Below are 21,928 nucleotides of genomic sequence, written 5' to 3'. Positions count from 1 at the left end.
AATGCCACCTCAATGTAGTAGCCTGGCTCGAGCCGTGCCCGCGGAAAGCGTCCGCCTGTAGCTTCAACAAAACTACAAGGATTTAATAGAGCCTAAATTTAAGTTCATCAAGACAAACCCTTGTCGATTAAGTTATAATTGACAAGGGTTTATTAATCATTTTTATTTTAGACGGGGGAAGCAATTATGGACTTAACTAAGCATGAAAAACTTAATTTGTTATTAAAACAAATTGGCCTCCCACAGGATTTGGTTGACCAGGAATTTCATGATGCTATTTTAGATAAGTTAATGGTTTTAAAAAATGAAAAAAGATGGCAATTCTTTATACATAAGACAAAACCGTTTTCTTGTGAAGCTTTGGAAGTTTTTATAGCTAGAATGAATGAAGCTTTTAGACATATAGCAAATGTCGAGGTTATTATTTCGACAGATGAACAAGAATTAAGTGAAGAAGCTATAGGTGCCTATTGGAAATTTTTTATTCATTCAGTTAACGACTTATTTCCTGCGTATAAAGATTTTATATGTAAACAAATTCCTCAAATTAACGGCGGTCTACTTACAGTTTATGCGCGTAATGGTACAGAAGCTAGTTCCATGAAAAAGAAAATTAGTCCTCTGTTTAGTGATTTTTGTGAAAAAAGAGGTCTAAAAAGTTATCAACTTCAATTTGAAATCTCCCGTAATGATGAAGAAATAGAACAATTTCAAAAGCAAAAACAAGTTGAAGAACAGAATTATATTGAACGTGCGATTAAAGAAAAAGAAGAACGTGCCAAAACTGACAAAGAATATTCGTATGATAATGTTCCACTAAAAATCGGAAATGATATACAAGATGAACCAGAACAATTACGTAATATTTTAGAAGAAGAAAAACGGATGACGATTCAAGGTTATGTTTTTGATGTTGATATTCGTAATTTACGTTCTGGCCGTGATTTATTAATCGTTAGTATTACTGACTATACAGATTCAATTCAAATAAAAATGTTCTCAAAAGGTGATGAACAAAAAGAGTTATTCAAAAAAGTAAAAGAAGGTATTTGGGTTAAAGGACGAGGAAGTATCCAAACCGATACTTTTACCAATGAGTTAATGATGATGGGTAACGATTTACATGAAGTAGCTCCCAAAGAAAGAAAAGATGATTCTAAGGATAAAAGAGTAGAATTACATGCACATACCACGATGAGTTCTATGGACGCCACTGTATCTGCTTCAAATTTAATAGAAAGAGCAGCTAGATGGGGGCATTCGGCAATTGCGATAACTGATCACGCTGTGGTGCAAGCATTTCCAGAAGCACACAGTGCCGGTGAGAAACACGGAGTGAAAGTGCTTTATGGTTTAGAAGCAAACTTGGTAGATGATGGGATTCCAATTGCTTATAATCCAGTTGAATTAGATTTGAACGAAGCAAATTATATAGTATTTGACGTGGAAACAACAGGACTTTCAGCTTCTTATGACAAAATTATAGAATTAGCAGCTGTAAAAGTTTATCAAGGTGAAATTGTAGATCGATTTGAAAGATTTGCTAATCCACATCAAAAATTAAGTCAAACAACGATTGATTTAACGGGAATTACAGATGACATGGTGGTAGGTGCACCTGAAATTGAAGAAGTCATGCAGGATTTCTATGAATGGATGGGCGAAGATATACTGGTAGCTCACAATGCCAGCTTTGATATTGGGTTTATTAATGCTGCTTTTCAACGGATGGATATCGAAAAAGTTACTAACCCAGTCATTGATACGTTAGAATTAGCGAGGCTATTATATCCGGAGCTAAAGAATCACAGACTGAATACACTTTGTAAGCATTTAAATATAGACCTTACCCAACACCACCGAGCAATTTATGATGCAGAAGCTACAGGTTATTTACTGTGGAACTTAATTAAATCTGCGATGGAAAAAGAAATGTACAGTCATCACGAATTAAATCGCCATGTTGGAGAAGGAGATTCATATAAACGATCTAGGCCAAATCATGCTACGATTATCGCAAAATCGCAAGAAGGTTTGAAGAATTTATTTAAACTCGTTTCTATGGCACATGTCAATTATTTTTATCGTGTCCCTAGAATTCCTCGCTCTAAATTAGTTGAGCATAGAGAAGGCTTAATCATAGGCTCAGGCTGTAATCAAGGTGAACTCTTCGATACAATTGCTTTAAAATCTGAAGATGAAGCAGAAAAAGTAGCTGAATTTTATGATTATATAGAAGTTCAACCTCCGATGAACTATTATCATTTAATTGAAAAAGAGCAAGTGCAGTCGGTTGAACACATTAAGCAGCTAATTAAAAAATTAGTAAAGATTGGTGAAAAACAAAATAAGAAAGTTGTAGCAACTGGAAATACTCATTACCTTGACCCACATGAAAAAGTCTATCGAAAAATATTAATTGGGTCACAAAGTGGTAACCCATTAAATAGACAAACTATACCAGATGTTTATTTCAAAACCACAATTGAGATGTTGGATGACTTCTCTTTCTTAGGTGAAGAAAAAGCAAAAGAGCTGGTCATTAGTAATAGCAACTGGGTAGCAGATCAAGTTGGGGAAGTTAAGCCAGTAAAAGATGACCTTTATACACCTAACATTGAAGGTGCAGATGAAGAAATTCGTGAAACATGCTTTAATCGAGCAAAATCAATCTATGGTGATAACCTACCTGATATTGTAGTTAATCGACTTGAAAAAGAATTAAAAAGTATTATTAGTAACGGATTTTCAGTTATTTATTTAATCTCTGAAAAACTCGTTAAAAAATCACTAGAAGATGGATACTTAGTAGGTTCTCGTGGCTCAGTAGGGTCATCTTTCGTCGCTACAATGCTTGATATCACAGAAGTAAATCCATTGCCACCGCATTACGTTTGTGATGCTTGTAGTTATTATCATTTCTATGATGACGGTTCAGTTGGTTCTGGCTATGATTTACCTGAGAAAGCTTGTCCAGAATGTGGAGAGAACCTTGTTCGTGACGGGCAAGATATTCCTTTTGAGACATTCCTAGGATTCAAAGGGGATAAGGTACCTGATATTGACTTAAACTTCTCAGGTGAATATCAGCCTAAAGCACACCATTATACAAAAGTATTATTTGGTGAAGATAATGTTTATCGTGCGGGTACAATCGGTACTGTGGCAGAGAAGACAGCGTTCGGTTATGTGAAGGGTTATGCGCAAGATAACCAGTTGATGTATAGACAAGCTGAAATTTCACGATTAGTTAAAGGGTGTACAGGTGTTAAACGTACAACCGGGCAGCATCCTGGGGGAATCATCGTAGTTCCAGATGATCAGGAAATTTATGATTTTACACCAATACAGTTTCCTGCTGATGATCGTAATTCCGAATGGAAAACGACTCATTTTGACTTCCATTCCATACACGATAATCTCTTAAAGCTGGATATACTTGGACACGATGATCCTACCGTCATTCGAATGCTTCAAGACTTAACAGGTATTGATCCAAAAGATGTTCCAACAAATGATTCTGAAGTGATGAAAATTTTCGAAGGACCTGAACCGCTTGGGGTCACACCTGATCAAATTTTATGTAAGACCGGAACATTAGGTGTACCTGAATTTGGAACACGTTTTGTCAGACAAATGCTTGAAGATACCAAACCATCAACATTTGCTGAGTTGGTCATTATATCAGGCCTGTCACATGGAACTGATGTATGGCTGGGCAATGCACAAGAATTAATTAATGATGGTATTTGTGAAATCGGTGAAGTAATAGGATGTCGTGATGACATCATGGTTTATTTAATGCACCAAGGCCTTGAGGCTTCTTTAGCCTTTACGATTATGGAACACGTTCGTAAAGGTAAAGGCCTGTCTGATGAGTGGATTGAAGAAATGAAAAAACATGGTGTACCTGATTGGTATATACAGTCGTGTTTAAAGATTAAATACATGTTCCCGAAAGCGCACGCAGCTGCTTATGTATTAATGGCAGTTAGAATCGCTTATTTCAAAGTACATTATCCAATTGAATTCTACGCAGCATATTTCACAGTTCGAGCAAGCGATTTTGAACTCGACACAATGGTTCGTGGATCAGAAGCTATCAGGGCGAGAATTGAAGAGATTTTAGAAAAAGGAAATGATGCCGCACCTAAAGAGAAAAGTTTATTAACAGTTCTTGAACTTGCACTTGAAATGTGTGAACGTGGTTACTCATTCCAAAAAGTTGATCTATATCGTTCGAAAGCAAGCGAGTTTATTGTTGAGGGAAATACTCTTATTCCACCATTTAATGCTGTTGATGGGTTAGGAACTAATGCAGCTATAAATATTGTTAAGGTGAGAGAAGATGGAGAGTTTCTATCTAAAGAAGATCTAAGAGAACGAAGTCGTATTTCAAAGACAGTTCTTGAGTATCTGGATCAACACGGATGCCTTGAAGGATTACCAGATCAAAACCAGCTTTCCTTGTTCTAAATCATTTGCATTTAATTGGTTATTATGGTATATTTTCAATTGGTTAAGCAAAAGATACGGAAAAGCACAAAGAGTGGGAATTCCCACTCTTTCGTTTTATCTTTCCCTGCTGGTTTCAGCAGGGAAATTTATTGAATAAAGGAAAAAAACTATAATATTTTAGCTTTTCTTAGATTTATGTGTGTAAAGGAGGCATTGAGTTGAGTAAGAAGATTGTATCTTTAACTGAAGAGTTGGTACAACCAATCGCAGACGAAATGAACCTTGAACTAGTAGAAGTTGAATTTGTTAAAGAAGGTAATAATCACTTCTTACGTGTATACGTTGATAAAGAAGGCGGCATTGATATTGAAGAATGTGGCAAAGTCAGTGAACGTCTAAGTGAGAAATTAGATGAAATTGATCCTATCGAGCAAGCATATTTTTTAGAAGTATCATCTCCTGGAGTTGAACGCCGCTTGAAAAAACGTTCTGACTTTGAACGTTTTATTGGTTCACATATTTATGTGAAAACTTATGAGCCAATTGATGGTGAAAAAGAATTCTATGGTGATTTAATTCAATTTGAAAACGATCAAATCATCTTAAACATCAAAGTAAAAACAAGAACAAAAGAAGTTTTAATACCATTTGAAAAAATCGCTAAAGCCAATATAGCGGTAACTTTTTAATATGAGGAGGTAAGTCTGTTGAGTTCGGAATTATATGATGCTATTGAATATTTAGCTGATGAAAAAGGGATTGACAGAGAGATTCTGTATGAAGCATTAGACGCTGCATTAGTGTCGGCTTACAAGAAGAATTTTAATTCGAGAACAAACGTACGCGTTGAATTAAACCAAGATGAAGGTATGAAGGTTTTTGCAAGGTTAGAAGTTGTTGATGAAGTCATGGATGATCAACTTGAGATTTCACTAGAGGAAGCTAAAGAAATTGATCCATCCTACGAGGTTGAAGATGTAGTAGAAAAGGAAGTCACACCTCGAAACTTTGGACGTATCGCAGCTCAAGCAGCCAAGCAAGTTGTTACTCAACGTGTAAGAGAAGCAGAAAGAGGCGTCATATATAATGACTTCGCCGATCGCGTTGAAGATATCATGACTGGTAAGATACAACGAAAAGATCAACGTTTCATGTATGTACATTTAGGTAAGCTTGAAGGTAAGTTACCTTTTAATGAAATTATGCCTAATGAATCCTATGATATTCATGACCGTATTAAGGTATATGTAACAAGGGTTGAAAATACGAGTAAAGGTCCTCAGGTATATGTTTCTCGAACTCATCCAGGGTTATTAAAACGTTTATTTGAAATGGAAGTTCCTGAAATTTATGAAGGAATTGTTGAAATTAGATCAGTTGCTCGTGAAGCTGGAGATCGTTCGAAGATAAGCGTTTTTGCTGAAGACCCTGAAATTGATCCGGTTGGGGCATGTGTAGGACAACGCGGTCAGCGTGTTCAAACAATTGTTGATGAATTGCGTGGAGAGAAAATTGATATTGTTCAATGGTCAGAAGATCCTGTAGTATACATCTCTAATGCATTAAGTCCTTCTCAGGTTATAGATGTCTTAGTTGATGAAGAGGATAATGCGACAACTGTTATCGTTCCAGACCATCAATTATCCTTAGCTATTGGTAAGCGAGGTCAAAATGCAAGATTAGCTGCTAAATTGACAGGATGGAAGATAGATATTAAAAGTGAATCTGAAGCAAGAGAATCAGGTATCTTAGACACAGAAGAAGACACTTTCGATCTTGAATAATAAGGGGGAGTGACTGTGGCTAAAAAGGAACCACTTAGAAAATGCGTCGTCACGCAGGAAATGTTCCCGAAAAAAGATCTCATTCGAATTGTACGTAATAAAGACGGTGAAACGTTTATCGATGATTCAGGAAAAATGAATGGGAGAGGCGCATACTTAAGTAGAAGCAAAGAAGTCGTCGAAAAAGCTAAGAAGTCTAATATACTACAAAGGCACTTAAACACTTCAATAGACTCTAGTTTATACGATGATCTAATGGAAAAAGTAGGCGAATAATAAATGAGTAGTTATTTGAATTTATTAGGGTTGGCATTTAGAGCTAATAAAGTATCTTTAGGTGAAGATGCCATACTAAATGATATTCGTTCAGGGAAGGCCACGTTAGTTTTAATTGCAAATGATGCTTCATCAAATACTAGAAAGAAATTTAGTGATAAATGCAATAGTTACAACGTTCCGTATCGAATTGTTGGAACAAGAGCAGAAATTTCACATGCAATTGGTAAAGAAGACCGAGTTGCAGCAGCTGTATTAGATGAAGGATTTACTAAGAAATTTTTGCAATTAATTAGCGATTAATCACGGGGGTGAATGTATGAAAAAAATGCGAGTATATGAATACGCAAAAGAAAACAACTTATCAAGTAAAGAAGTCATCAATCATTTAAAAGATTTAGATATTGAAGTGTCAAATCATATGTCTACAATAAATGAAAATGCTAAACGACAGCTTGATAATAAACTTAATAATAAACAAGAGAAGAGTGAACCTAAAACGGAAACAAAAAAGAATAACAATCAGTCTCAACAAAATAATAAACAAAATTCTAATCCAAATAACAATAAATCAAATAACAAACCAAACCATAAAAAGAACCAAAATTCTAACCAAAACCAGAACCATAATCAGAGTCATTCGAAAAAACATAATAATAAACCAAATAAGAAACAAAACAAAGGTAAGCAAAATAGAAAGCAAAATCAACAACAACCTCAAGCTCAACAATCACAACAACCAAAACAAACTCCAGAAAAAATTACTTATTCAGGTTCTTTAACAGTTGGTGAACTAGCTGAGAAATTAAATAAAGATAGCTCTGAAATCATTAAAAAGTTAATGATGTTAGGAGTTATGGCTACAATTAATCAAACACTCGAAGCGGAATCTATTGAATTAATTTGTGACGATTACGGAGTAGAAGTTGAAGAAGAAATTGTTGTTGAGGAAACAGCTTTAGATAATTACATTAAAGAAGATGATCCAAGTGAATTAGAAGTAAGACCAGCAGTTGTAACTATAATGGGTCACGTTGACCATGGTAAAACAACATTATTAGATTCTATTCGTCATACTAAAGTTACTGAAGGTGAAGCGGGTGGAATCACACAGCATATAGGTGCTTATCAAATAGAAGAAGACGGCAAGAAAATAACCTTCTTAGATACTCCAGGTCACGCAGCATTCACAAGTATGCGTTCACGTGGAGCACAGGTTACTGATATCGCTATATTAGTTGTAGCTGCTGATGACGGTGTGATGCCTCAAACAGTTGAAGCGATTAACCATGCTAAAGCAGCAGAAGTACCAATAATTGTAGCAGTTAATAAAATGGATAAAGAAGGAGCAGATCCTAACCGTGTTATGCAAGAACTCATGGAGTATGAGCTTGTAGCAGAAGACTGGGGTGGAGAAACGATTTTTGTTCCTTTATCGGCAATTAAAAGGGAAGGCATTGATGACCTTGTCGAAATGATCAACTTAGTTTCTGAAGTTGAAGAATTAAAAGCTAATGCAGACCGCTTAGCTGATGGAACGGTTATTGAAGCTGAGCTTGATAAAGGTCGCGGGCCAGTTGCAACTTTCTTGGTTCAAAACGGTACGTTAAAAGTTGGAGACCCATTAGTTGTGGGCCACACTTATGGTAAAGTCCGTGCAATGACTAACGATTTAGGCAAGCGTGTTAAAGAAGCTGGGCCTTCTACACCTGTTGAAGTCATCGGTTTACAAGACGTACCACAAGCAGGTGATCGTTTTGTAGTATTTGGAGATGAAAAAGAAGCAAAACGCGTTGCTGATTTAAGAAAACAAAAAGAGATTGAAAGTCAACGTGAAGAAACAAGTAAAGTTAGCTTGGATGACTTATTTAAGCAAATCCAAGAAGGTGACGTTAAAGAAATTAATGTCATTGTAAAAGCAGACGTTCAAGGTTCTGTTGAAGCACTGGCATCATCACTTCAAAAAATTGAAGTAGATGGCGTAAACATTAAGATCATTCATACTGGTGTAGGTGCTATAACTGAATCAGATATTATTTTAGCAGCAGCTTCCAACGCTGTAGTAGTTGGTTTTAACGTTAGACCAGATGCTAATGCTAAACGTACAGCTGAGCAAGAAAAAATCGATATTCGTTTACACCGCGTGATTTACAAAGTTATTGAAGAAATTGAAGCAGCAATGAAAGGTATGTTAGATCCTGAATTTGAAGAAAAAGTAATCGGTCAGGTTGAAGTACGTGAAACATTTAAAGTTTCTAAAGTTGGTACAATTGCAGGGTCTTACGTAACTGACGGTAAAATCACACGTAATTCAGGTATAAGAATAATACGTGATGGTGTTGTACAGTTTGAAGGCGAAATTGACTCATTAAAACGTTATAAAGATGATGTAAAAGAAGTTCAACAAGGTTATGAATGTGGTATAACTGTGGTAAACTATAACGACCTTAAAGAGGGAGACATCATTGAAGCTTATGTCATGGAAGAAATTGAGCGTAAATGATAGGTTATGTACATGTGGAGTGTATGTTATATGATGTTCATTCATTAAAACAGAAACGTTCGATCATTAAACAAGTCATTCATCAATCTAGGAACAAGTTTAATATAAGTATTTCCGAAATTGATTATCATGATTTATGGCAACGTTGTGCTTTTGGTATAGCTGTTGTTTCAGTAGATAAAGTCATGGCAGAAAAAACACTACAAGAGGTCGTTCGCACAATCGATCAGCGAACGGATTTAGAAGTCACTGTTGTTGATTACGAGTGGCTCTAATCCTCTGGTTTTTGAGGTGATCAACTTGAGTAATATTCGATCAAATCGAGTCGCAGAGCAAATGAAGAAAGAATTAGGAGATATTTTATCTCGAAAAATTAAAGACCCAAGAGTTGGTTTTGTAACCGTCACTGATGTGCAAGTATCAGGTGACTTACAACAAGCTAAGGTTTTTATTTCTATTTTTGGTGATGACAAACAAAAAGAAGATACTTTAGTTGGGTTAGCGAAATCTAAAGGTTTCATTCGTTCAGAAATTGGTAACCGTATAAGACTACGCAAAGTACCAGAATTAACTTTTGAAATTGATGAAGCTATTGAATACGGAAATAAAATTGAACGTATTATCCAAGATTTGAATGAAAATCAGTAAACTAATTAAATTACTTTTAATGAAAATAGAAATGCCTTCCCTTTTGTGGGGTGTTTGGGAGTTTGCTTAGATCTGATCTAACAAACCTCTCGTGGCTAACTTCCGACATATTAATATAAAGTGTCGGCAGGACATTTGATGTTTATAGCCGACCCCAAAAAAGTTAGGGGCATTTCTTTTTCTTTTACATATTTTTTAATTGTGTATTCTTTAGGAGGAAATGTATGAACGGCATTATTCCTTTATGGAAACCAAAGGGACTGACTTCCCATGACTGTGTAGCAAAAATTAGAAGATTGTTAAAAACCAAAAAAGTAGGACACACAGGAACACTGGACCCTGAAGCAGAAGGTGTATTACCTATATGTATTGGCAAAGCCACTAAATTAGCTTCCTTATTAACTAACCAGGACAAGGTTTACGAAGCAGAAATATCTTTAGGGAAAAGTACAACAACTGAAGATCAAGTAGGGGAAGTTCTTGAAACAAAATCAGTATTATCGAGTTTAACATTAGAAGAATGTAAAGATGCAACAACTCAATTCACAGGAGAAATCACACAGATTACACCTATATATTCTGCTGTTAAAGTTAATGGAAAAAAACTTTATGAATACGCTCGAGAAGGCATAGAAGTGGAACGCCCAAGTCGTCAGGTAAACATTTATGAACTAATAGTGTTATCAAATGAGTTAAATTGGTATAATCAGAATGATGTACGTTTTTCCTTCAAGGTAAGATGTTCAAGTGGTACATATATTCGTACTCTATGTGTTGATATTGGTAAGGTGTTAGATTATCCTGCTCATATGAGTAACTTAATTCGTACCAAAGCAGGGTCTTTCGAGTTAAGTGAAACAATTTCTTTAGAAGATTTAGAAAAACAAACTAATGAAGGGCAGGAAATTAAACTGAAGCCTTTGTCCGAGGCTTTAACTTTACCTGCATTGTATGTATCTGAAGACGACGAGCATAAATTTCAACATGGACAAGTATTAGATTTGCCAGAAGCACATATTAAACATCAAATGTTTAAGGTGATAAATCAATCAGAAAACCTTATTGCTATTTATCAGCAACATCCTTCAAAAGAGGGGAAAATGAAACCTTTTAAAGTATTATAAGCTTAAGCGGGTGAAAGAATTGCAAATTTTTCATTTAAATTATCCAAATGATTATAAAATTAAAACAGAACCGACTAGTATGGCTGTTGGGTATTTTGACGGTGTACATAAAGGACACCAAGAAGTGATTAATAAGGCGATTGAGGTGGCTGAACAGCAAAACCATAAGCGTGGAGTTATGACCTTTCATCCACATCCACTATCTGTGTTAAAAGGTACTCAACTGACTGATTTTCTTATTACTAGTTTAGATGAGAAGATTGAACTTTTTAATCAAATGGATATAGATTATTTATATATTGTTGAATTCAACAAAGACCTAGCAAAGCTTTCTCCAAATGAATTCGTCGATAAGTTTTTTGTTGATCTTAATGTAAAGCATGTGGTTGGAGGATTTGACTTTTCATTTGGTCATAAAGGTTCTGGGAAAATTCAGCAAATGGATGAATATGCTGGAGACAGATTAACCTACTCTGTAGTTAACAAAGTCACATTCGAAGATGAAAAAATAAGTTCAACAAGAATTAGAGAGACTTTAGATCACGGAGAAATGGATTTAACAGAAAAATTACTAGGTCGACCGTTTTCAATATCAGCCGAAGTGATAAAAGGTCATCAGAGAGGAAGAACGATAGGTTATCCAACAGCTAATTTAGATATTTCTGTTGAACATAAGCTTCCTAAAGTTGGTATTTATGCTGTACGTGCTTCAGTTAATGGACAACGATATTTTGGTATGGCTAATATAGGTTATAATCCTACGTTTACCAACGACATTCAACGCCCAATTGTTGAAGTTTATCTTTTTGAGTTTAATAAAGATATATATGGTGAAATTATCGAAGTTGAGTTCTATAAATATATAAGAAATGAAGAAAAGTTTAATGATGTTGAGAGTTTAATCGAGCGAATGAAGGAAGATGAAAAGGAAACAAAAAAATTCTTTCAAATTCAAACATAAAATTACTTGCATTTTCAGTCAAAAAAATGTATCGTAGTAATGTAATTAAAACAACCTTCTTCTTGGCATTACGAGTCACCGACGAATGCTAGGGAAAAGGGGTACACAAAATAGGAGGTGAAAAGGATGGCAATTTCACAAGAACGTAAACTAGAACTTATCAACGAGTTCAAAACACACGAAAACGATACTGGTTCACCAGAAGTTCAAGTAGCTATCCTAACTGAACAAATTAACACGCTAAATGAACACTTGCGTGACCACAAGAAAGACCATCACTCTCGTCGTGGTTTGATGAAAATGGTAGGTAGACGTCGTCACTTATTAAATTATTTACGTAATAAAGACGTCCAACGCTATCGTGACTTAGTTAACAAATTAGGACTACGTAGATAATAACGGAAAAGCGGGGGGATACCCGCTTTTTCTTTACTTTTACATAGTTTTACAGTTTTGAGAGGGGTATTTAACTATATGTCCAATGAAATGAAAACTTTTTCAATTGATGTGGCAGGAAGAACATTAACCTTTGAAATAGGTGAAGTTGCGAAACAAGCCAACGGTGCTGCAATGGTCCGTTATGGTGATACTTCTGTATTAGTTGCCGCTACCGCTTCAAACGAACCAAAAGACCTTCCTTTCTTTCCACTAACCATTAACTATGAAGAAAAATTATATGCAGTCGGTAAAATTCCAGGCGGTTTTATTAAACGTGAAGGTAGACCGAGTGATCGTGCAGTTTTAACTTCTCGATTAATCGACCGACCTATTCGACCATTATTTGCCGATGGTTTCCGTAATGAAGTGCAAGTGATTAGCACTGTAATGAGTGTTGATCAGGATTGTTCGTCAGACATTACTGCTATGGTAGGTTCATCTTTAGCATTATGTATTTCAGATATTCCATTCGAAGGACCGATTGCTGGTGTTCATGTAGGACGAGTAAATGGTGAATTTATTATTAACCCTACAATTGAACAAGCTGAAGAAAGCGATATTGAACTAACAGTAGCCGGAACCAAAGATGCTATTAACATGGTTGAGGCTGGTGCTGAAGAAGTTCCAGAAGATATTATGTTAGAAGCAATCATGTTTGGTCATGAAGAAATTAAACGCTTAGTGGCCTTCCAAGAAGAAGTGGTTAAAGAAGTTGGTAAAGAAAAAACGGAAGTTCAACTATTCATACCAGATGAATCAGTTGAAGCTGAGGTTAATAAATTAGCTAAAGACAAGCTGGTTAAAGCAATTCAAACATTTGATAAACAAGAACGTGAAGAGTCTATAGAAGCAGTTAAAACTGAAATTGTAGAACACTATGAATCAGAAGAAGCTGATGAAGAAAAAATATCACAAGTTAAAGCTGTATTAGATCAAATGGTTAAAGCAGAAGTCAGAAGACTGATTACTGAAGAAAAGGTTCGCCCTGATGGAAGAAAAGTTGATGAAATTCGTCCTCTTTCTTCTAGAACAAATGTATTACCTAGGACACACGGTTCTGCTATGTTTACACGTGGTCAAACACAAGCACTTAGTGTTTGTACATTAGGCGCATTAGGTGATGTTCAAGTTCTTGATGGCTTAGGCTTAGAAGAAGAGAAGCGTTTTATGCTTCATTATAATTTCCCACAATATAGTGTTGGCTCAACTGGCCCTATTCGTGGACCGGGTAGACGTGAAATTGGACATGGAGCTCTAGGTGAACGTGCTTTAGACCCAATCATTCCGAGTGATAAAGATTTTCCATATACAATTAGAGTCGTATCAGAAATTCTTGAATCTAATGGTTCGACTTCACAGGCAAGCATTTGTGCCGGGACAATGGCAATGATGGATGCTGGTGTGCCAATTAAAGCACCAGTTGCAGGAATTGCCATGGGTCTAGTGAAAAAGGACGAACATTACACAGTTTTAACTGACATTCAAGGTATGGAAGATGCACTTGGGGACATGGACTTTAAAGTTGCAGGTACCTCTAAAGGTGTTACAGCGCTTCAAATGGATATTAAAGTTGATGGTTTATCAAGAGATATTCTGGAAGAAGCTTTAACACAAGCGAAGAAAGGCCGCATGGAAATCCTTGATCATATGATGCAAACTATCTCACAACCTCGCGAAGAGCTTTCTGACTATGCACCAAAAATTGAATCAATCAATATTAATCCAGATAAGATTCGCGATGTCATCGGTCCAAGCGGTAAACAGATTAATAAGATTATTGAAGAAACAGATGTAAAAATCGATATTGAACAAGATGGAACAATATTTATTTCTTCTCCAGACCGTACTAAGATCGAAAAAGCTAAAACTATCATCGAAGATCTAGTTAGAGAAGTCGAAGTAGGACAGATCTATTTAGGTAAAGTTAAACGAATTGAAAAATTCGGTGCATTCGTTGAATTATTTAGTGGTAAAGATGGTCTAGTCCATATTAGTGAACTAGATGAGAAGCATGTGAAAAACGTGACTGATGTTGCTAATATCGGCGATGAAATGCTGGTTAAAGTTAAAGAAATTGATCGTCAAGGTCGAGTTAACTTATCAAGAAAAGCAGCACTACAAGAACAAGAAGCACAAGAAAGTAAGTAAAATTAGAGCTGGTATAACCAGTTCTTTTTTCCTTTGTAATTTATTTAAATATTTGCAATAAAATCACGAGAAGCTAAATCTTAGTGCTTTAGATTTAGTTTTTCTGTATGAAAAATTGAATGAATACTCAATCAATCTCGCCTTGATGGCGAGTTTTTCATGATGTCAGACAAAAGGGGAGGGGAAGAAATATGTTTAATAGATACAAGCTTCCTAACGGAGTTAGAGTCGTAGAAGAACACATGCCTTCTCTACGTTCATTATCAATTGGAATTTGGATTTTATCTGGTTCAAGGAATGAAGCAATTAATCTTAATGGTATCTCGCATTTAATTGAACATATGTTGTTTAAAGGTACACCAAATCGAACGGCCAGAGATATAGCAGAGTCATTTGATTCAATAGGTGGTCATGCGAATGCGTTTACATCTAAAGAATACACATGCTTATATGCAAAAGTTATGGACCAGCATGCTTCATATACATTAGAGTTAATGTTTGATATGTTGTTTAATTCTACTTTTGAGGTAGAAGAATTGGAAAGAGAAAAGAATGTTATATATGAAGAAATTGCTATGACAGAAGATACACCGGATGATATTATTCACGATTACTTACATGATGTTAGTTTTAAAGGCCATCCTTTATCACAACCTATACTTGGAGAACCTGACACTTTAAAGGAGATTACACGTGAAGAGATTATTTCATATAAAGAAAAGTTTTATTCTGCAGATCGTATTGTGGTTTCCGTTGCAGGTAATGTTCCTGATGGGTTTCACAAAAACATAGAAGAACTGTTTTCTAAACTTCATCCTAATAACAGTTTTAATGATCAGTTAGAAGCAACCTATAATGTTGAATCAATGAAGAAAGAGAAAGACACCACTCAAGCACACCTTTGTTTAGGATATCAAGGGGTCCCTATAAGTGATGAATCAGTTTATAGCATCTCTATATTAAATAATGTCCTAGGCGGTAGTATGAGTTCAAGGTTGTTTCAAAAAATCAGAGAAGAACTAGGTCTAACATATACTATTTTCTCATATCATAATGCTTTTAGAGATAATGGTTTATTAACTTTATATGGTGCAACCACATTAGAGCAATTTGAACAAATGGAACATGAAGTTTACCAAGCTATTAATGACATTAAATTAAATGGAATTACTGATAAGGAATTTAGTAATACTGTTCAGCAATTAAAAGGGCAATTGGTATTAGGGTTGGAAAATCCTAATAGTCGAATGCATCGTAATGGACGTAATGAATTACTTAATCAGCCTCATTTGTCACTTGATGATCTGATAGAAAAATTTGAAAGTGTATCTAAACAAGATATACAAGAAATTGCTAGGTATTCATTTAAAAATGAACCTTCTAAGGCATGTATTTTTCCTATTGACGTATAATGTATAAAGTCATGTTTTGAAGGTGATATAATGCGGTATAAAGAATTGACAGGAAAAGAGCTTATTGATGCGCATAAAGGGGAGCGTTTAGGGATACTGGGTCACACAGACTTAGAAATTAATCCTGAAAACGGAAGGATTGAATCTATTGTTATTCAAGACTTCTCTATGCTGGGCATAAAAAAGTCCGATTCTCACGCAAAAATTAGATGGAAAGACATCGAAGTCATTGGTGAAGACATGATAATAGTTAAACCCGATCATTTAAAAGACTGATTCTCTATAAAAAGAGAGTCAGTCTTTTTTTCACTTTTTTAACGGTGATACATAAGATATATTGGGCTGAATGACGCACTAGTGAGGTGAGTAAATGTTAACGGGTAAGTCTATTGTAGTTATTGGTGGCGATGCGCGCCACATAGAGATGATGAAACAATTAATTGAAAAAGATGCCACTGTTTATGCAATTGGTTATGAAGAACTGGAGGAGAATTTGGAAGGTTTGTATTTAATTCAAATGGATAATCTCCCAAAAGAAGAAATCGATGCTATAATCCTTCCAGTTACAGGTTTAGATCAAGAAGGGTATGCTGAATCGCATTTTGCAGACTCTTCTCCTCAACTGAGCGAAGAGTGGTTGAATGAATTTCCTGAGCACTGTTTGTTATTTACTGGAATATCAACTCCTTATTTAAACGAAATAACATCTTTTAAAAATCGATTAATCAAATTATTTAATCGAGATGATGTTGCTATATACAATTCGATCCCTACTGCAGAAGGTACAGTGATGTTTGCTATTCAACAAACAGACTTCACGATTCATAATTCAAATGTAACTATTCTAGGGTTAGGTCGTGTTGGTAAAACTTTAATTCACACGTTTAAGGGTCTGGGGGCAAATGTTTCTGTTTACTCCAGGAATGATGATGAATTGGCTAGAATTTTTGAATACCAAGCAACTCCAATCTCATTTGAAGACTTAGAAGAGTCAATGAAAACATGCAATATATTAATCAATACAATACCAACGCTAGTGGTGACACCTTCATTAATTAGTGCTCTTCCCAGAGATAGTTTAATCATTGATTTAGCATCAAAACCTGGAGGTGTAGATTTTCGATTTGCAAAAAAAAGAGGGATTAAAGCAATACTAGCACCTGGATTACCAGGGTTAGTTGCTTCAAAAACTGCTGGAATGATTTTAGCTCGCGTCATTCATAACATTATTTTGGAAAACTCGTAAGGAAGGAGCTTGATTTATTTGAATTTAAAAGGTAAGAGAATAGGGTTTGGTTTAACGGGATCTCATTGTACTTATGATGATACATTTCCTCAAATGCAACGTTTAATGGATTTAGGTGCAGAAGTGGTACCTATCGTATCATATACTGTTCAAACAACTGATACAAAATTTGGTGATGCTGCTGACCATATAAACAAAATTAGTGAGATTACACAAAAATCTCTAATTTCTACAATCCCAGAAGCTGAACCATTAGGTCCTAAAGAACCACTTGATTGTATGGTTATTGCACCTTTAACTGGCAACTCATTAAGTAAATTCGCTAACGCCTTAACAGATTCACCAGTTTTAATGGCAGCTAAGGCCACATTGAGAAATAGAAAGCCAGTAGTATTAGCTATATCAACAAATGATGCACTAGCCTTAAATGGTGCCAATTTGGCTAAATTACTTGTTGCTAAAAACGTGTATTTCGTTCCATTCGGTCAAGATGATCCGATACAAAAGCCTACTTCATTAGTTGCTCATATGGATTTATTAGCAGAGACAATTGACCATGCAATAGAAGGCAAACAGCTGCAACCTGTCCTTAAGCAATACTAGTAAAACACTTTAAAGAATTAAAATTTGTGTTAAAATGACGTTAAAGTCTTCTAGGAGGGGAATTAATCATGGCAAATAATAAAAATTATCATGTAGCAATAGTTGGAGTTACAGGGGCTGTAGGACAAAAAATGTTAAAAATGCTAGAGGAAATTGATTTTCCAGTTGAAAAACTATACCCTCTAGCTTCAAAACGTTCTGCAGGCAAAACAATAACATTTAAAGGGGAAGAAATTAAAATAATTGAAGCTACTCCAGATGCTTTTGAAGGGGTAGAGATTGCTTTATTCTCAGCAGGCGGTTCAATCTCTAAAGAGTTAGCACCTGAAGCAGTTAAACGTGGTGCGGTGGTTATAGATAATACTAGTGCGTTTAGAATGGATGAAGAAGTACCTTTAGTAGTACCTGAGGTTAATAAGGAAGATATTAAGACTCATAAAGGTATTATCGCAAATCCAAACTGTTCTACCATTCAAATGGTTGTAGCATTAGACCCAATTCGTAAAAAATATGGTCTTAATCGTGTAATTGTATCGACTTACCAATCAGTTTCTGGTTCAGGTAATGATGCTGTGGAAGAACTTAAGGGTCAATCAAGAGCAATGTTAGATGGAGAAAAAGCGGAAGCAAATATCTTACCAGTAAAATCAGAGCCAAATCATTACCCAATTGCATTTAATGCATTACCGCAAATTGATGTGTTTGAAGATAATCACTACACTTTTGAAGAAATGAAAATGATTAATGAGACTAAGAAAATAATGCACGATTCAACCATTAAGGTTGCAGCAACGTGTGTAAGATTGCCGTTCTTTTACTCACATGCTGAGAGTGTTTACATCGAGTTAGATCGTGATGATATTTCAATTGAAGATTTACAAAATGCCTTAAGAAATCATCCTGGATTAGTGTTGGAAGATGATATTTCTAATCAAATTTACCCAACGCCATTATCAGCTGAAGGTAAAACTGATGTATTTGTTGGTCGTGTAAGAAAAGATCTAGATGTTCCAAACGGCTTCCACTTCTGGGTGGTTTCAGATAATTTATTAAAAGGAGCGGCATGGAATTCAGTGCAAATTGCACAGGCTTTAATTCAACAAGACTAATAACATCTTAGAGGTGTGAAATGACATTATTAGTTCAAAAATTTGGAGGAACATCAGTCCGTGATGTAGATGTCAGGAAACACGCAATTCAGCATATTAAGACTGCTGTTGATGAGGGGCACCAAGTTGTTGCTGTGGTTTCAGCGATGGGTAGAAAAGGTGAACCTTACGCAACTGACTCACTACTAGGACTTGTGAAGTATCCAGACCATCAAGTGACTGACCGAGAACTTGATTTACTAATGTCATGCGGCGAAATTATTTCATCCGTTGTTTTTACAAATGAACTAATAAAAGAAGGTATTTCAGCTGCATCAATTAACGGTGCTCAAGCTGGAATTTTAACGACAAGTGATTTTACAAATGCACGTATTGATAAAATTAACAAAGATCTTATTAAGACATTATTAAAAACAAACCAGGTCATTGTGGTGGCTGGTTTTCAAGGGCAAGACAAATTTGGAAATATTACGACATTAGGAAGGGGAGGTTCTGATACCTCAGCGGTGGCGTTAGGAGCTGCTCTTAAAGCTAACTATGTAGATATTTTTACTGATGTCAATGGAATTAAAACGGCTGATCCTGTATTGGTAAAGAATGCACAAACGTTAGAGGCAATGACTTATACAGAGATCGTACACTTAGCGTATCAAGGCTCTAAAGTTATACATCCTCGTGCAGTTGAAATTGCTATGCAGGAAAAAATCCCGATTAGAGTAAGGTCAACTTATTCAAATGATGAAGGGACATTGGTTACTTCTAAAGTTAATAATACAATTGATCAAATTATAAAAGATCGATTAGTTACAGGTATTGCTCAAGTATCTGGATTAATTCAAGTCAACATACACGCAACGGAAAATCTGATTCAGCTACATGATCAAGTTTTCCGAGAGTTAGCTGACGCTAATATTTCAGTCGACTTTTTTAATATATCTACAAATGGAATTTCGTTTACAATTCCAAAGAATAAATGGCAATTAACACAATCTATAATTAACACACTTAAACTGAGTTATAATATAGAGGAAGATTGTGCTAAGGTCTCAACTGTAGGTGCTGGTATACAAGGTGTGCCAGGTGTGGCCTCAAAAATTGTAACAGCTTTAGCAACGAAGAATATTCAAATATTACAATCAGCAGATAGCCATACAACGATATGGGTATTGGTCAAAGAGAAAGATTTGGAAGCAGCGGTCAATGCTCTTCATGATACGTTTGTGAGTAAGAAAGGAGTAGGATCATGAATTTTGGAAATATTTTAACGGCAATGGTCACACCTTTTAATGATAAGAATGAATTAGACCTTGATCGTACTGGAATATTAGTGGAACATTTAATAAACAATGGTACTGAAAGCCTGGTTGTAGGTGGTACAACAGGTGAATCTCCCACATTAACTAAAGAAGAAAAACTTCAACTATTTGAATATGTTGTAAAAGTAGTAAACGGCAGAGTTCCAGTGATTGCTGGAACGGGAAGTAATAATACAAAAGAAACAATCGACTTCACTTTAAAAGTTGAAGAATTAGGTGTAGATGGAGTAATGTTGGTTGTTCCATATTACAATAAACCAAACCAAGAAGGTATCTATCAGCATTTTAAAGCTGTAGCAACCAACACTGAGTTGCCAATAATGGTTTATAATATACCAGGTCGAACGTCTATAAATATGGATGTTGAAACAACAGTAGCTTTATCAAAAATACCCAATATCGTTGCTGTAAAGGAATCCAGTCAAGATGTATTTATGATGACGGAGATTGTTGAACAAACAGATGATGACTTTATGTTATATAGCGGTGATGATGGTTTTACGTTGCCAGCGTTAGCTGTTGGCGGTAATGGAATTGTATCTGTATCTTCACATATTTTTGGTAATGAAATGCAGGAAATGGTTCACTCTTACCTGGATGGTGACGTGAAGAAAGCAGCCAAAGCTCACCAACAATTATTACCTAAAATGAAAGGCTTCTTTAAATCTCCATCACCTGTTCCAATTAAAACAGCTCTTAATAAAATGGGCATTTCCGTAGGTTCTGTACGTTTACCATTAGTGCCCTTAACACCTGAAGAAGAAATACAGTTGTTTAAGGATATTAAATTATAAAGGAAAAAGCGTTCTATTCTTAAAAGAATAGGGCGCTTTTTGTATGAAGAAACATCATTTGTAAACACTATATGCAAAGGTAGGTGTTTATAAATGTCAAACGATAAACAAAATGACCAACAAAACGATCAGCAGAATGATCAAAACAAAGAAGATGCTTCTGGATCATTAATGGACAAAATAAAACAACTCGGACAAACGAATGTACCTCAAGCTCCAGAATCCAATATTCATGTCTTACCTATTATTGGACAAATTGAGGGTCACTTGCAACTACCACAAAAAAATAAAACCACCAAATATGAACATCTTATTCCACAGATTGTGGCAATTGAACAAAACCCAAAAATTGAGGGTGTAATTTTACTTTTAAATACTGTAGGTGGCGATGTAGAAGCGGGCCTTGCTATTTCTGAAATGATTTCTACTATTTCTAAGCCAACTGTTTCCATTGTTTTGGGTGGTGGGCATTCGATTGGGGTCCCTATTGCCGTGTCAGCTAATTATTCGTTTATAACTGAAACAGCCACTATGACTATTCATCCAATAAGGTTAACTGGGTTAGTTATAGGTGTTCCTCAAACTTTTGAATACTTAGATAAAATGCAAGATCGAGTGATTAATTTTGTAACTAAAAACTCTAATATCACGGAAGATGATTTTAAAGAATTAATGTTCGCGAAAGGGAATTTAACGCGTGATATTGGAACAAACGTAGTTGGAAAAGATGCAGTTGATTGTGGTCTTATTGATGATGTTGGTGGGGTTAAAGAGGCAATTGTAAAATTAAACGAATTGATTGATTCGAATCAAGGGGAGCAGGTTGTACAATGATATTATACACGCCTTTAAATGAACAAGAAATTTTTGAAGATGAAGATACAAATGAATACCAATTCGTCACTCATAACCATGCAACTTTAAAGTTGAAAAGAGACCCTGAACAAAATGGATATCAAATTGTTCATATGTTCTCGACTGATCCAAATGATTATTTAAATCAAGAATTACAACCAGGAGTCACATATTACTTATAAAGACTTATCCAAATTATTGGATAACTATGGTATAATAAAACTCACATCAAAGCAGCCAACCTACGGCTGCT

General features: G+C 35.4%; 21 protein-coding genes. All 21 read left to right on the top strand.

The window, feature by feature from the left end; translation table 11 throughout:
- Positions 1-186: 186 nt before the first annotated feature.
- The 21 genes from E3U55_RS04985 (at position 187) to E3U55_RS04885 (ending at position 21,857) form a co-directional block, all read left to right on the top strand.
- Positions 187-4,476 (top strand): PolC-type DNA polymerase III, encoded by a 4,290-nt coding sequence (locus E3U55_RS04985; protein WP_134339249.1) that lies wholly within the window; start codon positions 187-189, stop codon positions 4,474-4,476.
- A 200-nt stretch (positions 4,477-4,676) separates the two neighbouring features.
- Complete coding sequence (gene rimP / locus E3U55_RS04980; protein ID WP_134339248.1) at positions 4,677-5,147, top strand: ribosome maturation factor RimP; 471 nt, start codon at positions 4,677-4,679, stop codon at positions 5,145-5,147.
- Between the two features lie 18 nt (positions 5,148-5,165).
- Positions 5,166-6,242, top strand: coding sequence for a transcription termination factor NusA (nusA, locus tag E3U55_RS04975; protein ID WP_134339247.1), 1,077 nt, complete (start codon positions 5,166-5,168; stop codon positions 6,240-6,242).
- Between the two features lie 15 nt (positions 6,243-6,257).
- Positions 6,258-6,518, top strand: a complete 261-nt coding sequence (gene rnpM, locus E3U55_RS04970; protein ID WP_407644096.1) for an RNase P modulator RnpM — start codon at positions 6,258-6,260, stop codon at positions 6,516-6,518.
- 3 nt (positions 6,519-6,521) lie between these two features.
- Complete coding sequence (locus E3U55_RS04965; protein ID WP_134339245.1) at positions 6,522-6,821, top strand: YlxQ family RNA-binding protein; 300 nt, start codon at positions 6,522-6,524, stop codon at positions 6,819-6,821.
- Positions 6,822-6,837: 16 nt separating this feature from the next.
- Positions 6,838-9,021, top strand: a complete 2,184-nt coding sequence (infB, locus tag E3U55_RS04960) for a translation initiation factor IF-2 (protein ID WP_134339244.1) — start codon at positions 6,838-6,840, stop codon at positions 9,019-9,021.
- Complete coding sequence (locus E3U55_RS04955; RefSeq protein ID WP_134339243.1) at positions 9,018-9,296, top strand: DUF503 domain-containing protein; 279 nt, start codon at positions 9,018-9,020, stop codon at positions 9,294-9,296. Before infB ends, E3U55_RS04955 begins: the two co-directional genes overlap by 4 nt.
- A 25-nt stretch (positions 9,297-9,321) precedes the next feature.
- Positions 9,322-9,669: a 30S ribosome-binding factor RbfA gene (gene rbfA, locus E3U55_RS04950; RefSeq protein WP_134339242.1), complete on the top strand. Its 348-nt coding sequence runs from the start codon at positions 9,322-9,324 to the stop codon at positions 9,667-9,669.
- Between the two features lie 224 nt (positions 9,670-9,893).
- Positions 9,894-10,793: a tRNA pseudouridine(55) synthase TruB gene (gene truB / locus E3U55_RS04945; RefSeq protein ID WP_134339241.1), complete on the top strand. Its 900-nt coding sequence runs from the start codon at positions 9,894-9,896 to the stop codon at positions 10,791-10,793.
- Positions 10,794-10,812: 19 nt separating this feature from the next.
- Positions 10,813-11,754 (top strand): bifunctional riboflavin kinase/FAD synthetase, encoded by a 942-nt coding sequence (locus E3U55_RS04940; protein ID WP_134339240.1) that lies wholly within the window; start codon positions 10,813-10,815, stop codon positions 11,752-11,754.
- 126 nt (positions 11,755-11,880) lie between these two features.
- Positions 11,881-12,150, top strand: coding sequence for a 30S ribosomal protein S15 (gene rpsO / locus E3U55_RS04935; RefSeq protein ID WP_134339239.1), 270 nt, complete (start codon positions 11,881-11,883; stop codon positions 12,148-12,150).
- Between the two features lie 78 nt (positions 12,151-12,228).
- Positions 12,229-14,340, top strand: a complete 2,112-nt coding sequence (gene pnp / locus E3U55_RS04930; RefSeq protein WP_134339238.1) for a polyribonucleotide nucleotidyltransferase — start codon at positions 12,229-12,231, stop codon at positions 14,338-14,340.
- Between the two features lie 191 nt (positions 14,341-14,531).
- Positions 14,532-15,752 carry a M16 family metallopeptidase gene (locus tag E3U55_RS04925; protein WP_134339237.1) on the top strand — a complete coding sequence of 407 codons (1,221 nt, stop codon included), beginning with the start codon at positions 14,532-14,534 and terminating at the stop codon, positions 15,750-15,752.
- Positions 15,753-15,782: 30 nt separating this feature from the next.
- The gene (locus E3U55_RS04920; protein ID WP_134339236.1) at positions 15,783-16,028 is read left to right on the top strand and encodes a YlmC/YmxH family sporulation protein; all 246 of its coding nucleotides are present in this window, start codon (positions 15,783-15,785) and stop codon (positions 16,026-16,028) included.
- A 94-nt stretch (positions 16,029-16,122) separates the two neighbouring features.
- A complete protein-coding gene (dpaA, locus tag E3U55_RS04915) occupies positions 16,123-16,998 on the top strand; it encodes a dipicolinic acid synthetase subunit A (RefSeq protein WP_134339235.1) in 876 nt (291 codons plus the stop codon).
- Between the two features lie 18 nt (positions 16,999-17,016).
- Complete coding sequence (locus tag E3U55_RS04910) at positions 17,017-17,601, top strand: dipicolinate synthase subunit B (RefSeq protein WP_134339234.1); 585 nt, start codon at positions 17,017-17,019, stop codon at positions 17,599-17,601.
- 68 nt (positions 17,602-17,669) lie between these two features.
- Positions 17,670-18,710: an aspartate-semialdehyde dehydrogenase gene (locus tag E3U55_RS04905; RefSeq protein ID WP_134339233.1), complete on the top strand. Its 1,041-nt coding sequence runs from the start codon at positions 17,670-17,672 to the stop codon at positions 18,708-18,710.
- A 20-nt stretch (positions 18,711-18,730) separates the two neighbouring features.
- A complete protein-coding gene (gene dapG / locus E3U55_RS04900; protein ID WP_134339232.1) occupies positions 18,731-19,957 on the top strand; it encodes an aspartate kinase in 1,227 nt (408 codons plus the stop codon).
- Positions 19,951-20,820 carry a 4-hydroxy-tetrahydrodipicolinate synthase gene (dapA, locus tag E3U55_RS04895; RefSeq protein ID WP_134339231.1) on the top strand — a complete coding sequence of 290 codons (870 nt, stop codon included), beginning with the start codon at positions 19,951-19,953 and terminating at the stop codon, positions 20,818-20,820. The genes dapG and dapA overlap by 7 nt, the downstream gene beginning before the upstream one ends.
- Positions 20,821-20,913: 93 nt before the next feature.
- Complete coding sequence (locus E3U55_RS04890) at positions 20,914-21,654, top strand: ClpP family protease (protein WP_134339230.1); 741 nt, start codon at positions 20,914-20,916, stop codon at positions 21,652-21,654.
- Positions 21,651-21,857 (top strand): YlzJ-like family protein, encoded by a 207-nt coding sequence (locus E3U55_RS04885; RefSeq protein WP_134339229.1) that lies wholly within the window; start codon positions 21,651-21,653, stop codon positions 21,855-21,857. Before E3U55_RS04890 ends, E3U55_RS04885 begins: the two co-directional genes overlap by 4 nt.
- The last annotated feature ends 71 nt before the right edge of the window (positions 21,858-21,928 follow it).

Source organism: Filobacillus milosensis (assembly GCF_004402015.1).
Classification (GTDB): Bacteria; Bacillota; Bacilli; order Bacillales; family Alkalibacillaceae; genus Filobacillus; species Filobacillus milosensis.
This window is presented reverse-complemented; position numbering and strand designations above follow the sequence as displayed.

What these genes read in the sequence shown, in the direction of transcription:
- E3U55_RS04985 (WP_134339249.1), top strand. Translation starts at nt 187, where the DNA reads ATGGACTTAACTAAGCATGAAAAACTTAATTTGTTATTAAAACAAATT.
- E3U55_RS04965 (WP_134339245.1), top strand. Translation starts at nt 6,522, where the DNA reads ATGAGTAGTTATTTGAATTTATTAGGGTTGGCATTTAGAGCTAATAAA.
- infB (WP_134339244.1), top strand. Translation starts at nt 6,838, where the DNA reads ATGAAAAAAATGCGAGTATATGAATACGCAAAAGAAAACAACTTATCA.
- E3U55_RS04955 (WP_134339243.1), top strand. Translation starts at nt 9,018, where the DNA reads ATGATAGGTTATGTACATGTGGAGTGTATGTTATATGATGTTCATTCA.
- truB (WP_134339241.1), top strand. Translation starts at nt 9,894, where the DNA reads ATGAACGGCATTATTCCTTTATGGAAACCAAAGGGACTGACTTCCCAT.
- rpsO (WP_134339239.1), top strand. Translation starts at nt 11,881, where the DNA reads ATGGCAATTTCACAAGAACGTAAACTAGAACTTATCAACGAGTTCAAA.
- pnp (WP_134339238.1), top strand. Translation starts at nt 12,229, where the DNA reads ATGTCCAATGAAATGAAAACTTTTTCAATTGATGTGGCAGGAAGAACA.
- E3U55_RS04925 (WP_134339237.1), top strand. Translation starts at nt 14,532, where the DNA reads ATGTTTAATAGATACAAGCTTCCTAACGGAGTTAGAGTCGTAGAAGAA.
- E3U55_RS04920 (WP_134339236.1), top strand. Translation starts at nt 15,783, where the DNA reads ATGCGGTATAAAGAATTGACAGGAAAAGAGCTTATTGATGCGCATAAA.
- dpaA (WP_134339235.1), top strand. Translation starts at nt 16,123, where the DNA reads ATGTTAACGGGTAAGTCTATTGTAGTTATTGGTGGCGATGCGCGCCAC.
- E3U55_RS04905 (WP_134339233.1), top strand. Translation starts at nt 17,670, where the DNA reads ATGGCAAATAATAAAAATTATCATGTAGCAATAGTTGGAGTTACAGGG.
- dapG (WP_134339232.1), top strand. Translation starts at nt 18,731, where the DNA reads ATGACATTATTAGTTCAAAAATTTGGAGGAACATCAGTCCGTGATGTA.
- E3U55_RS04890 (WP_134339230.1), top strand. Translation starts at nt 20,914, where the DNA reads ATGTCAAACGATAAACAAAATGACCAACAAAACGATCAGCAGAATGAT.
- E3U55_RS04885 (WP_134339229.1), top strand. Translation starts at nt 21,651, where the DNA reads ATGATATTATACACGCCTTTAAATGAACAAGAAATTTTTGAAGATGAA.